This window comes from Aestuariivivens insulae (genome assembly GCF_022662195.1).
Taxonomy (GTDB): Bacteria; Bacteroidota; Bacteroidia; order Flavobacteriales; family Flavobacteriaceae; genus Aestuariivivens; species Aestuariivivens insulae.
Genome location: NZ_JAKMCS010000005.1, coordinates 284,266 through 302,742 on the forward strand (window position 1 = coordinate 284,266; position 18,477 = coordinate 302,742).

The 18,477-nt window shown below is 36.6% G+C and carries 16 protein-coding genes; 10 read left to right on the forward strand and 6 right to left on the reverse strand.

The features are described 5' to 3' along the window. Positions 1 to 56: 56 nt before the first annotated feature. Complete coding sequence (locus tag MR062_RS08625; RefSeq protein WP_242203742.1) at positions 57 to 845, reverse strand: hypothetical protein; 789 nt, start codon at positions 843 to 845, stop codon at positions 57 to 59. A gap of 249 nt (positions 846 to 1,094) precedes the next feature. On the opposite strand from MR062_RS08625, the gene MR062_RS08630 reads away from it, so the two are divergent. Continuing rightward, the gene (locus MR062_RS08630) at positions 1,095 to 2,039 is read left to right on the forward strand and encodes a calcium/sodium antiporter (protein WP_242203743.1); all 945 of its coding nucleotides are present in this window, start codon (positions 1,095 to 1,097) and stop codon (positions 2,037 to 2,039) included. 107 nt (positions 2,040 to 2,146) lie between these two features. On the opposite strand, the gene MR062_RS08635 is transcribed toward MR062_RS08630, so the two are convergent. Beyond that, positions 2,147 to 3,190: a glutamine synthetase beta-grasp domain-containing protein gene (locus tag MR062_RS08635; protein WP_242203744.1), complete on the reverse strand. Its 1,044-nt coding sequence runs from the start codon at positions 3,188 to 3,190 to the stop codon at positions 2,147 to 2,149. Between the two features lie 271 nt (positions 3,191 to 3,461). Here MR062_RS08635 and MR062_RS08640 point away from each other — a divergent pair, with 271 nt between their 5' ends. From MR062_RS08640 to MR062_RS08655, 4 genes are all read left to right on the forward strand, one after another. Further along, positions 3,462 to 5,648 carry a glutamine synthetase III family protein gene (locus MR062_RS08640; protein ID WP_242203745.1) on the forward strand — a complete coding sequence of 729 codons (2,187 nt, stop codon included), beginning with the start codon at positions 3,462 to 3,464 and terminating at the stop codon, positions 5,646 to 5,648. Between the two features lie 136 nt (positions 5,649 to 5,784). Further along, the gene (locus MR062_RS08645) at positions 5,785 to 6,963 is read left to right on the forward strand and encodes an AIR synthase related protein (RefSeq protein WP_242203746.1); all 1,179 of its coding nucleotides are present in this window, start codon (positions 5,785 to 5,787) and stop codon (positions 6,961 to 6,963) included. 81 nt (positions 6,964 to 7,044) lie between these two features. Beyond that, positions 7,045 to 8,004, forward strand: a complete 960-nt coding sequence (locus MR062_RS08650) for a DUF3078 domain-containing protein (protein WP_242203747.1) — start codon at positions 7,045 to 7,047, stop codon at positions 8,002 to 8,004. Between the two features lie 195 nt (positions 8,005 to 8,199). Continuing rightward, entirely contained in the window at positions 8,200 to 10,755 is a 2,556-nt protein-coding gene (locus tag MR062_RS08655) for an adenosylcobalamin-dependent ribonucleoside-diphosphate reductase (RefSeq protein ID WP_242203748.1), read from the forward strand. 113 nt (positions 10,756 to 10,868) lie between these two features. Here the strand turns inward: MR062_RS08655 and MR062_RS08660 are convergent, their stop codons facing one another. Next, the gene (locus MR062_RS08660; RefSeq protein WP_242203749.1) at positions 10,869 to 11,534 is read right to left on the reverse strand and encodes an ATP-binding cassette domain-containing protein; all 666 of its coding nucleotides are present in this window, start codon (positions 11,532 to 11,534) and stop codon (positions 10,869 to 10,871) included. Between the two features lie 404 nt (positions 11,535 to 11,938). Here MR062_RS08660 and prfA point away from each other — a divergent pair, with 404 nt between their 5' ends. From prfA to MR062_RS08675, 3 genes are all read left to right on the forward strand, one after another. Beyond that, entirely contained in the window at positions 11,939 to 13,015 is a 1,077-nt protein-coding gene (gene prfA / locus MR062_RS08665) for a peptide chain release factor 1 (RefSeq protein ID WP_242203750.1), read from the forward strand. Between the two features lie 80 nt (positions 13,016 to 13,095). Beyond that, positions 13,096 to 13,917, forward strand: coding sequence for an orotidine-5'-phosphate decarboxylase (gene pyrF, locus MR062_RS08670; protein ID WP_242203751.1), 822 nt, complete (start codon positions 13,096 to 13,098; stop codon positions 13,915 to 13,917). 84 nt (positions 13,918 to 14,001) lie between these two features. Continuing rightward, the gene (locus tag MR062_RS08675) at positions 14,002 to 14,802 is read left to right on the forward strand and encodes an ABC transporter substrate-binding protein (protein WP_242203752.1); all 801 of its coding nucleotides are present in this window, start codon (positions 14,002 to 14,004) and stop codon (positions 14,800 to 14,802) included. Between the two features lie 177 nt (positions 14,803 to 14,979). Here the strand turns inward: MR062_RS08675 and MR062_RS08680 are convergent, their stop codons facing one another. Continuing rightward, positions 14,980 to 15,177: a Lacal_2735 family protein gene (locus MR062_RS08680; RefSeq protein ID WP_242203753.1), complete on the reverse strand. Its 198-nt coding sequence runs from the start codon at positions 15,175 to 15,177 to the stop codon at positions 14,980 to 14,982. Between the two features lie 147 nt (positions 15,178 to 15,324). Here MR062_RS08680 and MR062_RS08685 point away from each other — a divergent pair, with 147 nt between their 5' ends. Beyond that, positions 15,325 to 15,861, forward strand: coding sequence for a hypothetical protein (locus MR062_RS08685; protein WP_242203754.1), 537 nt, complete (start codon positions 15,325 to 15,327; stop codon positions 15,859 to 15,861). A 27-nt stretch (positions 15,862 to 15,888) separates the two neighbouring features. On the opposite strand, the gene MR062_RS08690 is transcribed toward MR062_RS08685, so the two are convergent. Beyond that, on the reverse strand, positions 15,889 to 16,593 hold the full coding sequence (locus tag MR062_RS08690; protein WP_242203755.1) for a DUF4197 domain-containing protein: 705 nt from the start codon (positions 16,591 to 16,593) through the stop codon (positions 15,889 to 15,891). 138 nt (positions 16,594 to 16,731) lie between these two features. Here MR062_RS08690 and MR062_RS08695 point away from each other — a divergent pair, with 138 nt between their 5' ends. Then, positions 16,732 to 17,610, forward strand: a complete 879-nt coding sequence (locus tag MR062_RS08695; protein WP_242203756.1) for an MBL fold metallo-hydrolase — start codon at positions 16,732 to 16,734, stop codon at positions 17,608 to 17,610. Here the strand turns inward: MR062_RS08695 and purU are convergent. Continuing rightward, positions 17,605 to 18,459, reverse strand: coding sequence for a formyltetrahydrofolate deformylase (gene purU / locus MR062_RS08700; protein ID WP_242203757.1), 855 nt, complete (start codon positions 18,457 to 18,459; stop codon positions 17,605 to 17,607). The genes MR062_RS08695 and purU overlap by 6 nt on opposite strands. Between the last annotated feature and the right edge of the window lie 18 nt (positions 18,460 to 18,477).

An 18,477-nucleotide genomic window follows, 5' to 3' on the forward strand; every position in this document is an offset into this window, starting at 1 on the left:
ATTAAAAAAGAGGCTATAAAGCCCCTTATATTTAAAGGTATGAAATGGTTTTAATATTATTTCTTTGTTACAGCTACAATAGCGCCATCCTTGGCTTTGTCACCATAAATACTAACAGCTATTTTTGAGTTTAGAACTTCTACATCGGCGAGCTTGTCGGCTTTTGCCAAACGGTTTAGTGTTTCAAAATCATTTTCTTCACCATCAATTATAATAAGCTTATCCAAATTAGGGTTGTCTAAAAATTGATATTTGCCTTGTTGGTTAGAATTGTTGTCCTGGAGCCCTTGTCGCATTCGTTCCATCAATTTTTGAATATCGGCCTGTTCTTTTAAAAACAGGCTATCATTACTGTTTCCAAAGAAATCCTGAAAGTTGAATCCCTTAAAATTTTGTCCAAAAAGAGAATCGGCAGGGAATCCTAAGGTTATATTAGGGAAGTTAAAAGCAGACATCATATCGTTTGGTTTGTCCCCTTGATTAATAAACAGGGAACCATCTTTTAGGCCAAAGGTTAATTTAGAAATGGGCTGACTACTGGAAAATTCACTAATGGTCTGCGAACCGGTACCATCTTCTAAAGCAATGCGAATGCTTGTTAGTTCCCCACTTTCGTTTCTTCTAATTTTTGAAAAAGTAGCTGTTATACCATGTTCCTCCAGCATGGCTTTAATCTCCTTTAAATTGGTATCGGTGGTTTTGTTATCGATTGTAATGATAACGTCGTCCAATTGGGGGCTGATAACATCAGTTGTATTAGCAAAGTTGTTCTGGGGGATAAGGATTATTACCAAAAGAAGTAATAGGCTAAATCCAACTTTTATAGCAGGTATTGTTTTCATCATGCTTAATAATTTGATTTGCTATTATCAAAATTAAAATGTAATTGATTAGCATGGAAAACTTTAACCAAACTTTATAATGGAATGTTAACAAGTGTAAAATTTATATGGGTTATTTTGAAAAGGGAAATATGAGCTGTAACTAAATTGTGGTTTAAGAACTAACATAAAGTAGAATTTAGTGCGAACAAAAACTGTTAACTTATAACTCTTAACTTTTAACTTTCAGTTATATTCGCAAAAAATATATGTATGAGTTTACTTTGGGTTATTCTTGGTTTTGCACTATTGGTAATAGGAGGTGAGTATCTGGTACGTTCTTCTGTGGCACTGTCGTTTAAATTCAATATTTCTAAAATGGTTATAGGGATGACGGTGGTGTCCTTTGCGACTTCGGCTCCAGAGCTGTTGGTGAGCTTGCAAGCTGCATTAAAAGGCTCTCCAGCTATAGCCATTAATAATGTTGTGGGTTCTAACATCGCTAATATAGGTTTGGTGTTGGGGATTACGGCTTTGGTAGGTTCTATAGTTGTTGATAAATCTTTTTACAAAGTCAATTGGCCAGCAATGATGGTATTTTCGATAGGCGTGTATTACTTTTTAAGTAATGATAGCGTTCTAACGGCTTTGGAAGGCGCTGTATTATTCATCGCACTTGTGTTGTTTTTACTGTATCTTATTAAAGGCGTAAAATCAAGTAAGGCCGTAGAAGATGTTGATACGACCTTAGCAACAGTTTCCAATTTTAAAATCTTTATTTGGTTGGTAATTGGAGGAGTGGCCTTGTATTTTGGTAGTGAGTGGTTGGTAAATGGAGCCAAGGAAATAGCTTTATCCATTGGTGTTAGTGAAGCGGTAATAGGAGTGTCTTTAATAGCCATTGGAACGAGTGTACCAGAACTGGCTGCGTCGGTCATTGCAGCTGCCAAAAAGGAGAAGGCTATTTCTTTGGGGAATTTAATAGGGTCGAATATTTTTAATATTGGTTCTGTTTTGGGGCTAACAGCCATGGTAAAACCTATTCCTGTTACCGAACCGAAAATCCTAACCAATGATATCATTTGGATGCTTGGGTTTGCTGCGATATTATTACCGATGGTGTTTGTTAAGCAGAAGTTCCAGATAAGCAGGGCTAAAGGGTTTTTATTAGTATTTGCTTATGGCCTGTTTATATTCTTGGTGTTTACAGCAAAGTAGTTTAAAGGTTAGTTTTACTAGCATTTTATAGTCCAGAAAAAGACATAATAAAGAAGGCTGCCATTTGGCAGCCTTCTTTATTATAAACAAAATATATATTGTTAATCTTATACTTCAGCAGAATTTATTGTAGCTTTTACTTCAGCAGTTTTAACAGTTTTTACAATTCTACCGGCAATTTTGTATGGGTCACCATTAGAAGCAGGACGTCTGTCTTCTAACCAACCTTTCCAGCCTTTTTCAACAGTAATAATTGGAATTCTTATAGATGCCCCTCTATCTGAAACACCATAAGAGAAGTCTGTGATAGCGGCAGTTTCGTGTAAACCAGTTAAACGTTGGTCGTTAAATTCTCCGTATACTTCAATGTGCTCTTTGGTAACAGGTCTAAAAGCTTCACAAATTTGCTCGTAAACTTCTTTAGATCCACATGTTCTTAATGTCGTGTTAGAGAAGTTGGCGTGCATACCAGAACCATTCCAATCTCCTTTTACAGGTTTTGGGTGGTATTCAATATAGTAACCATACTTTTCAGTTAATCTGTCCAATAAATATCTGGCAACCCAAATTTCATCACCTGCTTTTTTAGCTCCTTTAGCAAATAATTGGAATTCCCATTGTCCACTGGCAACTTCTTGGTTAATACCTTCAAAGTTAAGACCGGCTTCAATACATAAATTTGCATGTTCTTCAACAAAATCTCTTCCATGGGTGTTTTTTCCGCCAACTGAACAGTAGTACATACCTTGTGGTCCAGGATATCCGCCAATAGGGAAACCTAATGGTAACTGTGTATGGGTATCCATGATAAAATATTCTTGTTCAAAACCAAACCAGAAATCATTATCGTCATCATCAATAGTAGCTCTTGCATTAGACTCATGTGGTGTTCCGTCTGCATTTAAAACTTCAGTCATAACCAACCACCCATTAATACGAGCTGGGTCAGGATATATTGCTACGGGTTTTAAAATACAATCTGAAGAACCTCCTTCTGCTTGTTTCGTTGAAGAACCGTCGAAAGACCAATTTCCAATTTCTTCTAACGTTCCTTTAAAATTTTCATGTTCCTCTACCTTGGTTTTACTTCTTAAGTTTTGAGTTGGTTTGTAACCATCCAACCAAAGGTATTCTAATTTGATTTTTGCCATAATGAATATATTATATAGATAATAATTTTAATTACACAAATATAGAATTTTATATAAATACTTTATATTTTATGGGGGTATTTTAATAAATGACAAGGTTATTTTTATTTAACCCCTATTTTTTTAAGGTATAATTTAAAAAAAGTATATTTTTAGATGTAAATATTGAAAGATTGTTAACAACAAATTTTCAGGATTAAGAAGGATTATTGTCTTTTGAACCTTATTTTTGTTAAAATTTTATTGCTCAACTTATTAAAATTGTTTTAGAATGTCAACACTAAGATTTCATGCAATTAAAGAATCTTTAACGCATAGCCCTAAGGAAGTGCAAGAAAAAGATAGACGCTCCAGCTTGTTTGGTAGAAATGTTTTTAATGAACAAGCCATGCAACAATATCTTACTAAAGATGCCTTTGAAGGGGTTATGAACGCGATATGGCACGGAAAAAAAATAGAAAGGACCATAGCCGATCAGGTAGCTTCATCTATGAAAGATTGGGCACTATCTAAGGGGGTAACACATTATACGCATTGGTTTCAGCCATTAACAGGAGTTACTGCAGAAAAGCATGATGCTTTTTTTGAGACAACGGGCTCAGGAACCGCTATAGAAAAGTTTGGGGGGTCTCAATTGGTACAGCAAGAACCGGATGCTTCAAGTTTTCCGAGTGGTGGCATACGTAATACATTTGAAGCCCGGGGTTATACGGCATGGGATCCTACATCGCCTGCATTTATATATGGTACCACACTTTGTATTCCTACCATATTTGTAGCGTATACAGGGGAAGCACTGGATTATAAAACGCCTTTGTTAAGGGCCTTACAGGCCGTAGATGCAGCTGCCACAGATGTTTGTAAATATTTTGATAAAAACGTTAAAAAGGTATCGTCTTCTTTAGGTTGGGAGCAGGAGTACTTTTTAGTAGACAAGGCATTGGCGGCCAGTAGACCAGATATTATTTTAACGGGAAGAACCCTTTTGGGCCACTCATCGGCGAAAGGACAACAATTGGACGACCATTATTTTGGAGCTATTCCAACGCGCGCTTTAAATTTTATGCGGGAATTAGAGAATGAGTGTATGCTTTTAGGCATCCCCGTAAAAACTAGGCATAATGAGGTTGCGCCCAATCAGTTTGAAGTAGCGCCTATTTTTGAGGAAGCTAATTTAGCGGTAGACCATAATTCGTTGTTAATGGATATTATGGGTAGGGTAGCCTCTAAGCATAATTTTAAGGTGCTTATGCACGAAAAGCCCTTTGCAGGTATTAACGGTTCTGGTAAGCATAACAATTGGTCATTATCTACCGATACAGGGATTAATTTATTGGCGCCTGGAAAAACACCAATGAGTAACTTACAGTTTTTAACCTTTTTTATCAATACCATAAAAGCCGTTAACGAAAACGAAGCTTTGCTAAGGGCGGCTATAGCATCGGCTAGTAACGACCATAGATTAGGAGCTAATGAAGCACCTCCAGCAATCATATCGGTTTTTATTGGAGAACAATTAACTAAGGTTTTAGAAGAATTGGAAGGGGTGACCCAAGGAAAGCTATCACCAGAAGAAAAAACAGAACTAAAGCTTAATGTGGTAGGTAAGATCCCTGATGTGTTATTGGACAACACAGATAGGAACAGAACCTCGCCTTTTGCGTTTACAGGTAATAAATTTGAATTTAGGGCTGTGGGGTCTACCGCAAACTGTGGCAACCCGATGACGGTTTTAAATACCATAGTAGCAAAGCAGTTAAAAGAGTTTAAGGTTGAAGTAGACAAGCTTATTGATAAGAAAGGCTTAAAAAAGGATGAAGCTGTTTTTAATGTGTTGAGAGAATATATTAAATCCTTTAAGCGTATACTGTTTGAAGGGAATGGTTATGACCAAGCTTGGGAGAAAGAAGCTAAAAAGAGAGGCTTGAGCAATAATAAGACGACCCCCGAAGCCTTAAAGGTTAAAATAGCCAAAGAAACTATTGCATTGTTTGAGGAAATGAATGTTATGAGTGCCATAGAAACCAAGGCAAGGTATGAAATTGAGGTGGAAGCCTATATTATGCATATTCAAATTGAGAGCAGGGTGCTGGGCGATATAGCTAGAAACCATGTGGTGCCTACTGCTGTTAAATATCAAAATGTATTAATTGAAAATGTTAAGGGCTTAAAAGAGATTTTTGACAAGAAGTTTGTTGAAGTATCAAAAGAGCAGTTAAACCTAATTGAAGAGATTTCTGCACATATAGAGGGGATCAATGCTAACGTTACCCAAATGATCGAGGAGCGTAAAAAGGCAAACGCTATGGCGGATATAGAAAAGAAAGCACATAGTTACTGTTTTAATGTTAAGCCATTGTTTGATGAGATACGTTACCATTGTGATAAATTGGAACTTTTGGTAGATGACGAACTTTGGCCGCTGACCAAATACAGGGAATTGTTATTTACTCGATAAATATATATTAAGTTTAAATCCCGTCTTAAAGATGGGATTTTTTATGTGTTTAAATTTTTTATAATGGTTGTTTCATTTGGTTTTTTGAAATTCCAAATAAAAAAAATCATGTACTTTTGCACCTCAAACCAAAACAATGAGTCAAGAAGTTTCCAAACGTTATGCCCAGAGGGGTGTTTCAGCATCAAAAGAAGATGTGCACAATGCTATAAAAAACATAGATAAAGGGCTTTTTCCAAAGGCATTCTGTAAAATAGTACCCGATTATTTAACTAACGACGACGATTACTGTCTCATTATGCATGCCGATGGAGCAGGAACCAAGTCTTCTTTGGCTTATATGTATTGGAAGGAAACAGGAGATATTTCGGTTTGGAAAGGCATAGCCCAAGATGCTTTGATAATGAATATCGACGATTTATTATGTGTAGGGGCGACAGACAATATCATGCTTTCGTCAACTATTGGGCGTAATAAAAATTTAATTCCTGGAGAAGTTATATCGGCCATAATTAATGGAACCGAAGAATTAATTTCAGAATTGAAGGAATTTGGAGTGACCATCCATTCAACAGGGGGAGAAACAGCCGATGTTGGGGATTTGGTAAGAACCATTATTGTAGATTCTACAGTAACGGCTCGAATGAAACGTAGCGATGTTATCGATAATGCCAATATACAGGCGGGTGATGTTATTGTAGGATTGGAAAGTTTTGGACAGGCAACCTACGAAAAAGAATATAATGGAGGTATGGGTAGTAACGGGTTGACTTCTGCACGCCATGATGTATTCCATAACTATTTAGCAGAAAAGTATCCAGAAAGTTTTGATGCATCTGTTCCAGAAGACTTAGTGTATTCCGGAGGGGTTAAATTAACCGATGCCGTTGAAGATTCGCCAATAGATGCTGGTAAATTAGTATTATCACCTACAAGAACCTATGCGCCTATTATTAAGGCCATTTTGTCTCAATATAGTAGTGAAGCCATTCATGGGATGGTGCATTGCTCTGGTGGGGCACAAACAAAAATACTTCATTTTGTTGATGAATTCCATATTATAAAAGATAATCTATTTCCAATACCACCATTGTTCAAATTAATACAAGAGCAAAGTAAAACAGATTGGAGGGAGATGTACCAAGTGTTTAATTGTGGACACAGAATGGAATTGTATGTTAGACCAGATGTGGCCAACGATCTTATTGCCATTTCAAAATCTTTTAATGTAAACGCCAAAATAATTGGACGAGTTGAGGCTTCAGAAACAAAAAAGCTTACAATAAAAAGCGAGTTTGGGGAGTTTAATTACTAGAAATTTTTCACCCAGAATTATAATGGAATAGTTTTTGATAAAAAGTTCTAAATGTTTTAAAAATTTTATAACCAGTATCTTATGAGAAACGTTCTTCTTGCTGTAGGTTGTTTGTTCTTTCAATATTTGAGCGCACAACCAGATTCGTTATTTATAAAAACCATAACACCAAAAGAAGAACGACCCGAGTGGACGCATAAAAATAAATTCTCTATCGATTTAAGTGAGGTGGCGTTTGTTAACTGGAACTCGGGAGGTAGTAATTCAGTATCAGCTTTATTGGGGTTTTATAAAGAAGCTAACTATAAGGATAAGTATTATTTTTGGAATAATAATTTATCCTCGCGTTACGGTTTAAATAGTCAGCAAGGGCAGGAAATAAGAAAAACAGACGATTTGTTTGAGCTAAATTCCAATTTAGGCTACAAGCCAGATGTTGACTCAAATTGGTTTTATTCCCTAAGACTTAATTTTAGAACGCAGTTTGCCAAAGGTTATAAATATCCAAATACAGACACGCCCATATCAAGGTTTATGGCACCGGGTTATATGTTCTTTGGGGGAGGAATGGAATACGGAAAGCATATAGAATCGTTGTCCTTTTATTTTTCACCTTTAACACTTAAAGCTACTTTTGTTTTAGATGAAGATCTAGCCAATGCTGGATCCTTTGGGGTTGAGCCTGCTGTTTATGACGAATTAGGAGGCTTGATTAGAGAAGGAGAGCGCTTTAGAAGAGAGGCAGGTATTTTAATTACCAATAGCTATCAAATGAAAGTGGTTGAGAATGTAGCCTTAAAACATCAGGTCAATCTTTATACAGATTATATAAATAACTTCGGAAATGTGGATGTAGATTGGCGTGTCGATTTCGATTTCAAAGTAAACAGTTTTGTAAGGGCTACACTGGGGTCACATATTAGGTACGATGATGATATAAAAACACAAGAACCAACAGAGGTGGAAGGCGAGTTTGATGAGGCGGGAGCCAAGTTGCAATGGAAGCAGTTTCTGGGTGTTGGTTTTGCGGTGGACTTCTAAATCGCTTTCATAAATTAGTTTGAAAAATTTGTTAACTTTTTATTGTTGATAAATTTTTATTACTCTGAAAATAAGCCTGTTATAGTATTTTTGTTGTAAACTTTATGATATTTGTCATGTTTTAGGTTAGAAACTTTTTGTTTATTCATACCTTTATTGAATAATAAGTGAAAACCTAAAAACTCCAACAAATTTATGAAAGCAGAACTGGCTCAATCTTCATCAAAAACCTATACACAAGATGAGGCTTTTGAAGCGTCTTTAAAATACTTCAAAAATGATGATTTAGCGGCTAGGGTATGGCTTAATAAATATGCCTTAAAAGATTCGAAAGGTAATATTTATGAGTTGACCCCTAATGATATGCATCGTCGTATCGCTAAAGAAATTGCCCGAATTGAACTAAAATATGCCAATCCTTTATCAGAAGAAGATATTTTTAATCTCATTAAAGATTTTAAATATATAGTGCCCCAAGGCAGCCCTATGGCAGGGATTGGAAATCCCTATCAAATAGCATCGCTTTCAAACTGTTTTGTGATTGGTAATTCTGGTAATTCAGATTCTTATGGAGGGGTTATGAAGATAGACCAGGAGCAGGTGCAGCTTATGAAGCGGCGTGGTGGTGTAGGACACGATTTATCCCATATTCGTCCCAAAGGATCGGCGGTTAAAAATTCGGCTTTAACATCAACGGGCGTGGTGCCCTTTATGGAGCGTTATTCCAATTCAACAAGGGAAGTTGCGCAAGACGGAAGGCGAGGAGCGCTAATGTTATCGGTGTCTATCAACCATCCAGATTCCGAAGATTTTATCAATGCCAAATTAGAGCAAGGAAAGGTTACGGGAGCCAATGTATCGGTTAGGATTGATGACGGTTTTATGAAGGCTGTAAAAGAAGGGACAGATTATGTGCAAAAATATCCTGTTTTTAGCCAGGACCCTAAGGTGTCTAAGACAATCAATGCCAAAAGTCTTTGGAAAAAAATAGTACACAATGCATGGAAATCAGCCGAACCGGGCATTCTATTTTGGGACACCATTATTAATGAGTCGGTACCCGATTGTTATGCCGATTTAGGCTATAAAACAGTGTCTACAAACCCATGTGGGGAAATTCCGTTATGCCCTTACGATTCCTGTAGGTTGCTCGCTATCAATTTGTTTTCATATGTAGAAGATCCCTTTACGGAAAAAGCGACCTTCAATTTTGACTTGTTTAAAAAGCATGTAGCTTTTGCACAGCGTATTATGGATGATATTATCGATTTGGAGCTTGAAAAAATTGATAATATTATAGAAAAGATCGATCAAGACCCAGAGTCAGACGAAGTGAAAGCTATAGAGCGTAACCTTTGGGTCAATATAAGAACCAAGGCTCTAGAAGGTAGACGAACAGGTGTGGGAATTACTGCCGAAGGAGATATGTTGGCTGCTTTGGGTATTCGCTATGGAAGTGAGGAAGGTAATGCGTTTTCGTTAGAAGTTCATAAAACCATTGCGATAGCGGCTTATCGAGCGTCGGTACATTTGGCAAAAGAACGTGGTGCATTTTCAATCTTTGATGCCGAACGCGAAAAAGATAACCCGTTTATACAACGTTTAAGGGAAGCCGACGAAAAATTGTATTACGAAATGCTGGAATATGGACGCCGTAATATAGCGCTATTGACTATAGCGCCCACGGGAACCACTAGTTTAATGACGCAAACCACTTCGGGTATAGAACCTGTTTTTATGCCAGTTTATAAACGAAGAAGAAAGGTGAACCCCAACGATAAAGAGGTGCGCATAGATTTTGTTGATGAAGTAGGTGATTCTTGGGAAGAGTATGTGGTGTTTCACCACCGATTTAAACAATGGATGGAAGTTAATGGTATAGATGCCTCTAAAAATTATTCCCAGGAAGAGATTAACGGTTTAATAGAAAAATCGCCTTATTACAAAGCCACATCCAACGACGTGGATTGGCTAAGTAAGGTGAGTATGCAAGGGGCCATTCAAAAATGGGTGGATCATTCTATTAGTGTAACCATTAATTTACCAAACGATGTTACCGAAGATTTGGTAGGAGACCTCTATTTAAAAGCTTGGGAGGTTGGTTGTAAAGGAGTTACCGTGTATAGGGATGGTTCGCGTTCTGGTGTATTGATTTCCAATGACGAGAAAAAAGAGGAAGAACCAAATAATATCCTAACGGCTTTTCCTAAAAAACGCCCACAAGTTTTGGAAGCCGATGTGGTGCGTTTCCAAAACAATAAGGAAAAGTGGATTGCCTTTATAGGGTTGATTGATGAAAAACCCTATGAGGTATTTACTGGTTTGGCCGATGATGAAGACGGCATTTTAATTCCGCGTTGGGTGAATACGGGGCTTATCATTAAAAACCGAAACGAGGATGGTACATCGCGTTACGATTTTCAGTATAAAAATACAAGAGGCTACAAAACGACTATCGAAGGCCTGTCGCATAAATTCAATCCAGAGTTTTGGAACTACGCTAAGTTAATTTCCAGTACTTTGCGCCATGGGATGCCTATTGATAAAATAGTGGATTTAATCAATAGCTTACAATTGGACAGTGCATCTATCAATACCTGGAAAAATGGTGTGGTTCGTGCCCTAAAACGTTATGTTGAAGATGGCACTAAAGCCAAAGGCCAACGATGTGATAGTTGTAAGTCGGAAAATTTAATTTACCAGGAAGGCTGTTTAACCTGTAAGGACTGCGGGTCTTCTAAGTGTGGATAGATAATAAAGTAAAGTCCAAATTAAACTTTAAAAGCAATAGCTCTCCTCCTTATGCAAGGAGGAGTGGCTTCAACTTCATACAAGAAATTGAAGTCGAGGAGGTTTTTTAAAAATTATTCAAATAAAGCCCCTACGCTTAAATACCTGTAATCCTCAAGTTCAGTAAGTGTATTAATGAGTTTTGTGTTACCATTTTTTATTAGGTAAATAGCGTCTGAAATGTCGATGATATGCCTATACATATGATCGGTAATTATAATGGCTTTTTGCTTTTTCTCTTGGGATATCAAGGTTTTAATTTTGTCGATGTGCAATGGTGCAACATGAGAAAAAGGTTCATCCAACAAGATGAGCTTTTTGTTGCTTTTTAGGGTAATATAGATTTCTATTATTCGCCGTTCACCCCCGGATAGTTTTCCAAATTTTGTATCTCTAAAGATTGAAAAATCTTCAAAATGGTTTACAAATTCAGACCAGTTTACTCTAAAAAGTTTAAAAGCTGCTTTAATTTTTAAGCTATTAGGGATAAAATAATGTTGTGGTAAATAGGCAACAAGATTTGTTCGGTAAAGTGGTTTCAAAATAGGTTTGTGATCTATTCTTATAAGTTTGTATTTAGGTTTTAGGTTGCCAAAAGCAATATTAAGCAAACAGCTTTTGCCACAACCATTGCTCCCTAAAATCCCAGTGATTTTCCCAGTTTCCGCCTTGAGATAAATGCCATTTAAAATGCGTTTGCTTTTAAAGTAAAGCTCAACGTTGTCGATTTCAAATATCATGTAAACTCTTTAAGTATTAGCAGAATGGGTAGTGTTAAAAATAAATCGATAATGTAAAAAACTAAAAATAGTAAAAATGGGGATATTCCCAAATTTTTATATAAAACAAAGGTTTGCTTGGCCTTGGTTTCATTAATAAAGTACCATAGAAAACCAACTAAAAAGAGTTTTATCGCCTGCACCAAAAATATTTCATTTTTACAAAGGGGAAGTAGGGCCATGCTAAGCACAAATGAATAAAGCATAAACCGCTTGTAAAACACAAATATTGATGATAATTTATGCATCATGATATTAATAACGGTTCAAATAAATAAATATTTTAACAATTGTAGATATCAAGAGGCTGTAAATATTAAGAATTCATAAATTATCGTATTTTTGGTCTCCAATTAAAAAGGCAGATGTTAGAGAAATTACAAATAATAAAACAACGTTTCGATGAGGTTAGCGATTTAATTATCCAACCCGATATTATTTCAGATCAAAAGCGTTATATCGAATTAAACAGAGAATATAAAGATTTACGTATTCTTATGGATAAGCGCGAGGAATATATAGCGTTTACCAATAATTTAGCAGAGGCAGAAGAGATCATTGCAGATGGTAGTGATCCGGAAATGGTAGAGATGGCCAAAATGCAATACGACGAAGCTAAAGATGGTATTCCTAAGCTTGAAGAAGAGATTAAATTGTTGTTGATTCCTAAAGATCCTGAAGATGCCAAAAATGCGGTGGTAGAGTTACGAGCTGGAACCGGTGGGGACGAAGCCAGTATTTTTGCGGGAGATTTGTTTAGAATGTACACCAAATATTGTGAAGGTAGAGGTTGGAACGTAAGTACGGTAGATTTTAGCGAAGGCACCAATGGCGGATTCAAGGAAATTCAGTTTGAAGTTACTGGCGACGATGTTTATGGTACCCTAAAATTTGAAGCTGGAGTACACCGTGTACAACGTGTACCACAAACCGAAACCCAAGGGCGTGTACATACCAGTGCGGCCACGGTAATGGTATTTCCGGAAGCAGAAGAATTTGATGTGGAAATAGACCCTAAGGATGTGCGTATAGATTATTTCTGTTCATCGGGGCCTGGAGGGCAATCGGTTAACACCACTTATTCCGCGGTACGTTTAACGCATATACCAACAGGATTGGTGGCACAATGTCAGGATCAAAAATCACAGCATAAGAACAAGGAAAAAGCTTTTAGGGTATTGCGTTCGCGATTATACGATTTAGAGTTGGCCAAGAAGCAGGAGGAAGATGCGGCTAAACGGGGGAGTATGGTGAGTTCTGGAGATAGGAGTGCTAAAATTAGAACCTATAACTATCCGCAAGGTCGAGTAACAGATCATAGAATAGGTCTAACGCTTTACGATTTGCAGAACATTGTAAATGGTGATATCCAAAAGATTATAGACGAATTACAACTTGCAGAAAATACCGAGAAGTTAAAAGCAGGTGATGATGTGATTTAGGATAATCACTAATATGTAAATATCTAGAGAATTTATTAGTGAACCTGCCTGTCTCAGACAGGTTCGTTGCAAAAAAGAGTATGACAACTAACCAGCTCATTTCAGAAATTAAAAAAAAGCAATCCTTTCTTTGTATAGGATTGGATGTCGATTTAAATAAAATACCCCAACATCTTTTAAAGGGAGACGACCCTATTTTTGCCTTTAACAAAGCCATAATAGATGCAACACACCATTTATGCGTAGCCTATAAACCCAATACGGCATTTTATGAAGCGTATGGGCTAAAGGGCTGGAAATCCTTAGAGAAGACCATTAACTATTTAAACGAAAACCATCCAGAAATTTTCACCATTGCCGATGCCAAACGTGGTGATATTGGTAATACCAGTAGCATGTATGCCAAGGCCTTTTTTGAAGATTTGGCATTCGATAGCGTTACCGTTGCACCATATATGGGCAAAGATTCGGTAGAGCCTTTTTTGGCCTTTCAAGATAAACACACCATTCTTTTGGCCTTAACATCCAATCAAGGGGCGTTCGATTTTCAAACGAAGACTATTGAAGAGAAAGAGCTTTACAAGCAAGTGTTGGAAACTTCTAAGACCTGGGAGAATTCAGAGAACTTAATGTATGTGGTAGGGGCGACTAAGGCTGAATATTTGGCCGATATTAGAAAGATTGTTCCAAATAGTTTTTTGTTGGTTCCCGGAGTGGGGGCGCAAGGCGGAAACTTGCAAGAGGTTTGTAAATATGGTATGAGTAAAAATGTAGGGTTGCTTATAAACTCTTCACGCGGTATTATTTATGCATCTAATGAAGCTGATTTCGCTGAAGCGGCTGCGGGTAAAGCCCAAGAACTTCAGCAGCAAATGGCTGAAGAATTGAAGCGTCATTTCTAGGAGTCCCAATAGATGTTCGAACGACGTGGGAATCTGCTTGAATATTATTGAGATTGCCACAAAACATTGTAAATTTTCGCCGCAATGACAAACCCCATAAAAGATCAACTTCAAAGAACACTCCATTTAAATAAAATTCCAAAACGTATTGTGTCTTTGGTGCCTAGTCAAACCGAATTGCTTTGTGATCTGGGTTTGGAAACGGCAGTTGTGGGTGTAACGAAATTTTGCATGCATCCAAGGGATATTAGAAAAAAAGCAGCTGTAGTAGGAGGAACAAAACAGGTTCATTTTGATAAAATAAAAGCCTTAAAGCCAGATATTATTCTTTGTAATAAAGAGGAGAATACAAAAGCAATTGTAGAAGCTTGCGAATCGATTTGTGAGGTACATGTTTCAGATGTGAATACCATTGTGGACAGTTTGCAATTGATGGAACAATACGGTCAAATTTTCGATTGTAAAAAAGAGACATCAAAGCTAACGAATGAGATAAAGAATAAGGTCGAAGATTTCAAGGTCTTTATAAAAGAAAAACCTGTTTTAAATGTCGCTTATTGTATTTGGAAGAATCCCTATATGGTGGCAGCAAACCATACATTTATAAACCATATGCTGGAGCTGAATAAGTTTAAGAATGTATTTGATGATTTAGAACGTTATCCAGAAGTGAACATGCAAGATAGGGTTGCAGACTATATTTTATTATCCTCAGAACCCTTTCCGTTTAAAGAAGTGCATAAAAGAGAGATTCAAGAACTTTGTCCTAACGCTAAAGTGGTTTTAGTTGATGGTGAACAATTTTCCTGGTATGGATCAAGACTCACAAAAGCCTTTGCATACTTTAAATCGCTACGTTTAGATCTTCAGAAAGGTCTAGCTTAGTTTTGTCTTCAACAAAGTTTGCAATAAGGTTTTCCAAATCTTTTAAACTAATTGGCTTGTTGAGGTTAGGCTTTATTCTGCCTACTCTACAAAAATGTGTACTCATAACTTGTTTTTTAAGTAAAATACGCATTTTCACATGATTTGGATGTAATGAAGATGTTAAGATATTGCTAATTATTGAGCTGACTGCGACTGTTCCCTGACCAGGTATTTAAGCTTATTAAGCTTGTTGAGAAGTTTTATGGCCTTATATTCTGAAATATCACTAATAGCAGAATCCGTTTGCCTAAAATTATAAGCTTGTTCAATAAGCGCTCTATATTGTTTATAGAGCTTCGCTTGGTTGGATCTTATGGATTCTATTTTGCTCATTTATTAACTGATTAACAAGCTATTAAATATAGTGTTTTTAATTGTAAACTAAAAGCTAAGAAGCTCCTTTTTGAAGAATGGAAGAAGAATTTTGAGTAAAGGTAAAGTTTTGTTAATGTTTTATTGCTTTTGAAAGTATTTTATAAATTGAAGCAACTAACCACAAATGATTACCAGATGATAGGCATTTTTAGGGTTTTAATTGTTTTTATGTTTATAAGCTATGCAAATGCACAGAACCAACAATGTAAATGCTGTTCTGAAAACCATACTGAATTCGATTTTTGGGTTGGTGAATGGACAGTTACAAAACCAGATGGCACGTTAGCGGGGTATAATATTATCGAAAAGATTCAAGACCGTTGCGTGTTAAGAGAAAATTGGTCTAGCGCCAAGGGAGGCTTTACAGGAACTAGTCTTAATTTTTACAATGGTGCAACGAAACAATGGGAGCAAATTTGGGTTGATAACCAAGGAGGGAGCTTGCATTTAAAAGGAAATAGGGTTGGTAATCAAATGATTTTAAAAACAGACGTGGCCAAGAACAAGAAAGGAGAACCCTTTTATCATAAAATTACATGGACTAAGCATAATGACGGTTCTGTTAGGCAATACTGGGAAACTATAACAAATGATAAGGATGTGACAGTTGTTTTTAACGGACTCTATAAAAAAAATGAATAAAGCCTTCGTGATAGAAGGCTTTAAGTTCTAGTCCTGCAAGGCAAAAACTTTCCTCAATAAATCGGTGGTTCTGGAGGCAAACTTGGTCCTAATTTCTTTTTCTTCAACGGCTATCATGGTATACACGCCCTCTAGTGCTTCGCCAGTAACATAATCAGTTAAATCGGGGTTAACGTTAGAGGTAAAAGGAATGTTATTGTATTTATTGATTAGGTTGGCCCAAATAGTATCAGCACCTACTTTACTAAACGAATTTTTGATAACGGGATGGAATTTATCATAAAGCGCCGTTTGTGTTTTAGATGTTAAATATTGCGTAGCGGCATCGTCATTACCTAATAAAATCTGTTTGGCATCAGCAAACGTAATACCTTTAACGGCGTCAACAAATATGGGAGTTGCTTCTTTAACGGCATCTTCGGCAGCTCGGTTAAGTACTTTCAAACCTTCATCGGCTAATTTGCCTAAGCCAATATCCCGTAAACCCTTATCTACTTTACGAAGTTCTTCAGGTAATAATATTTTAACCAATTCATTCTTATAAAACCCGTCGGTTTGGATTAGTTTGGTTACTTGTTTGTCTATTCCAAAATCTAGAGCCTGCCTTAAACCAGCTGCAATATCGGCTTGGGAAAGACCACCGCCTTGTGGTAACTGATTAACCACTTGTTGTAGTTCGGCACAAGCCGTTAAATTAAAAATAAGTAATAAGGTTAAGAATTTACGAATCATAATACATGGGGTTTTATATCTTTAACAAAGCTATAAAGATATGTAATTTATAATATGGAAAGGATCCACATACTATTACTCGCTATTTTTTATTTGTTATGTAACTGTCAGCATAAGCAAAAAGAAACGGAATCCATCTTGACAGAAACAGCTAAACCAAGTCAATATATTACTGTTTTGGGAGTGGCACAAGATGCCGGTTTTCCACAAATAGATTGCGAAAAACCGTGTTGCAAATCGTTTTATAGTGGCACGGAACAAAAGAAATTAGTGTCTAGTTTAGGGTTAATCGATTTAGAGACAAAGCAAAAATGGATTTTTGACGCTACGCCAGATATTACTGCACAGCTTGAAAGCTTAAAAGCGAATCATTTAAATAATGGAAAAGTTATAGATGGCGTGTTTTTAACCCATGCCCATATAGGCCATTATACAGGTATTATGCAATTTGGTAGGGAAGCCATGAATGCCAAAAGCATTTCTGTTTATGCCATGCCAAAAATGAAGGCCTTTATAGAAAACAACCAACCCTGGAAACAATTGGATAGCTTAAATAATATCGCTTTAAAATTAATTAAGCAGGATTCAACAATAGTTCTAAACTCCAATTTAAAAGTGACTCCTTTTATTGTGCCTCATCGCGACGAGTTTTCAGAAACTGTAGGGTATAGAATTGAAGGAAAGGACAAATCGGTGTTGTTTATTCCGGATATTAATAAGTGGCATGTTTGGGAAAAGCAAATTGTAGATGAGGTTAAAAAAGTAGATTTTGCATTTTTGGATGCTACTTTTTTTAAAGATGGTGAAGTGCCTAGGCCAATGAATGAAATTCCACATCCGTTTATTGAGGAAACCGTTAAACTTTTTGAAAAGGAAGCAATGGAAACCAAATCAAAAATTTACTTTATTCATTTAAACCATACCAACCCGGCACTTAAAGATTCTCATCCGCTAAAGGATAGTATCCAAAGTTTGGGCTATCATTTTGCTAGGGAAGGCAGTAATTTTAGTTTATGAGAAAATAACCGTTTTGTTATTGTAAACCATAACCTTTCTTTCGGCATGTAGTTTTACGGCATTGGCCAGAACAATTTTTTCCAAGTCGCGCCCCTTAGCAATTAAGTCTTGAATAGAGTGGGTGTGGGTCACTCGGGTAACGTCCTGTTCAATAATGGGACCGGCATCTAATTCTTCTGTGACATAATGGCTGGTGGCTCCAATAATCTTAACCCCTCTATTAAAAGCCGAATGGTAGGGCTTAGCGCCCACAAAAGCAGGTAAAAACGAATGGTGTATGTTAATTATTTTATTGGGGTACTTATTGATTAGCTTAGGGGAAACAATTTGCATGTAACGTGCTAGAACTATAAAATCGATTTGATGGCTTTCCAATAATTCCAGTTGCCGATTTTCAGCTTCAGCCTTATTGTCTTTATTTATCGGAATGTGATAAAATGGAATGTTGAAACTATCAGCAATGGGTTTTAAATCGTTATGGTTGCTAATAATGAAAGGGATTTCAAGATTGAGTTCCCCAGAATTGTAACGTCCCAATAGATCATATAAACAATGATCATATTTAGAAATGAACAAGGCCATTTTAGGTTTGGATTCCGAAGAATAGATACGCCAACGCATACCAAAAGTTTCAGCTAGGTTAGTTTTAAATGAATCTTTAAAGCCTTCGGTGATAAATGTTTCAGAAGCAAATTCACTTTCCAATCGCATAAAGAAGATGTCCTGTTGTCTATCTACGTGTTGATCGATATACACAATGTTGCCTCCTTTTTCTGCAATAAAATTGGTGACCGAAGCAATAATATTGGGACGGTCTTTACAGTGAATTAAAATGGTGATCTTATTCATAAGGTTTTTAGTGGATTG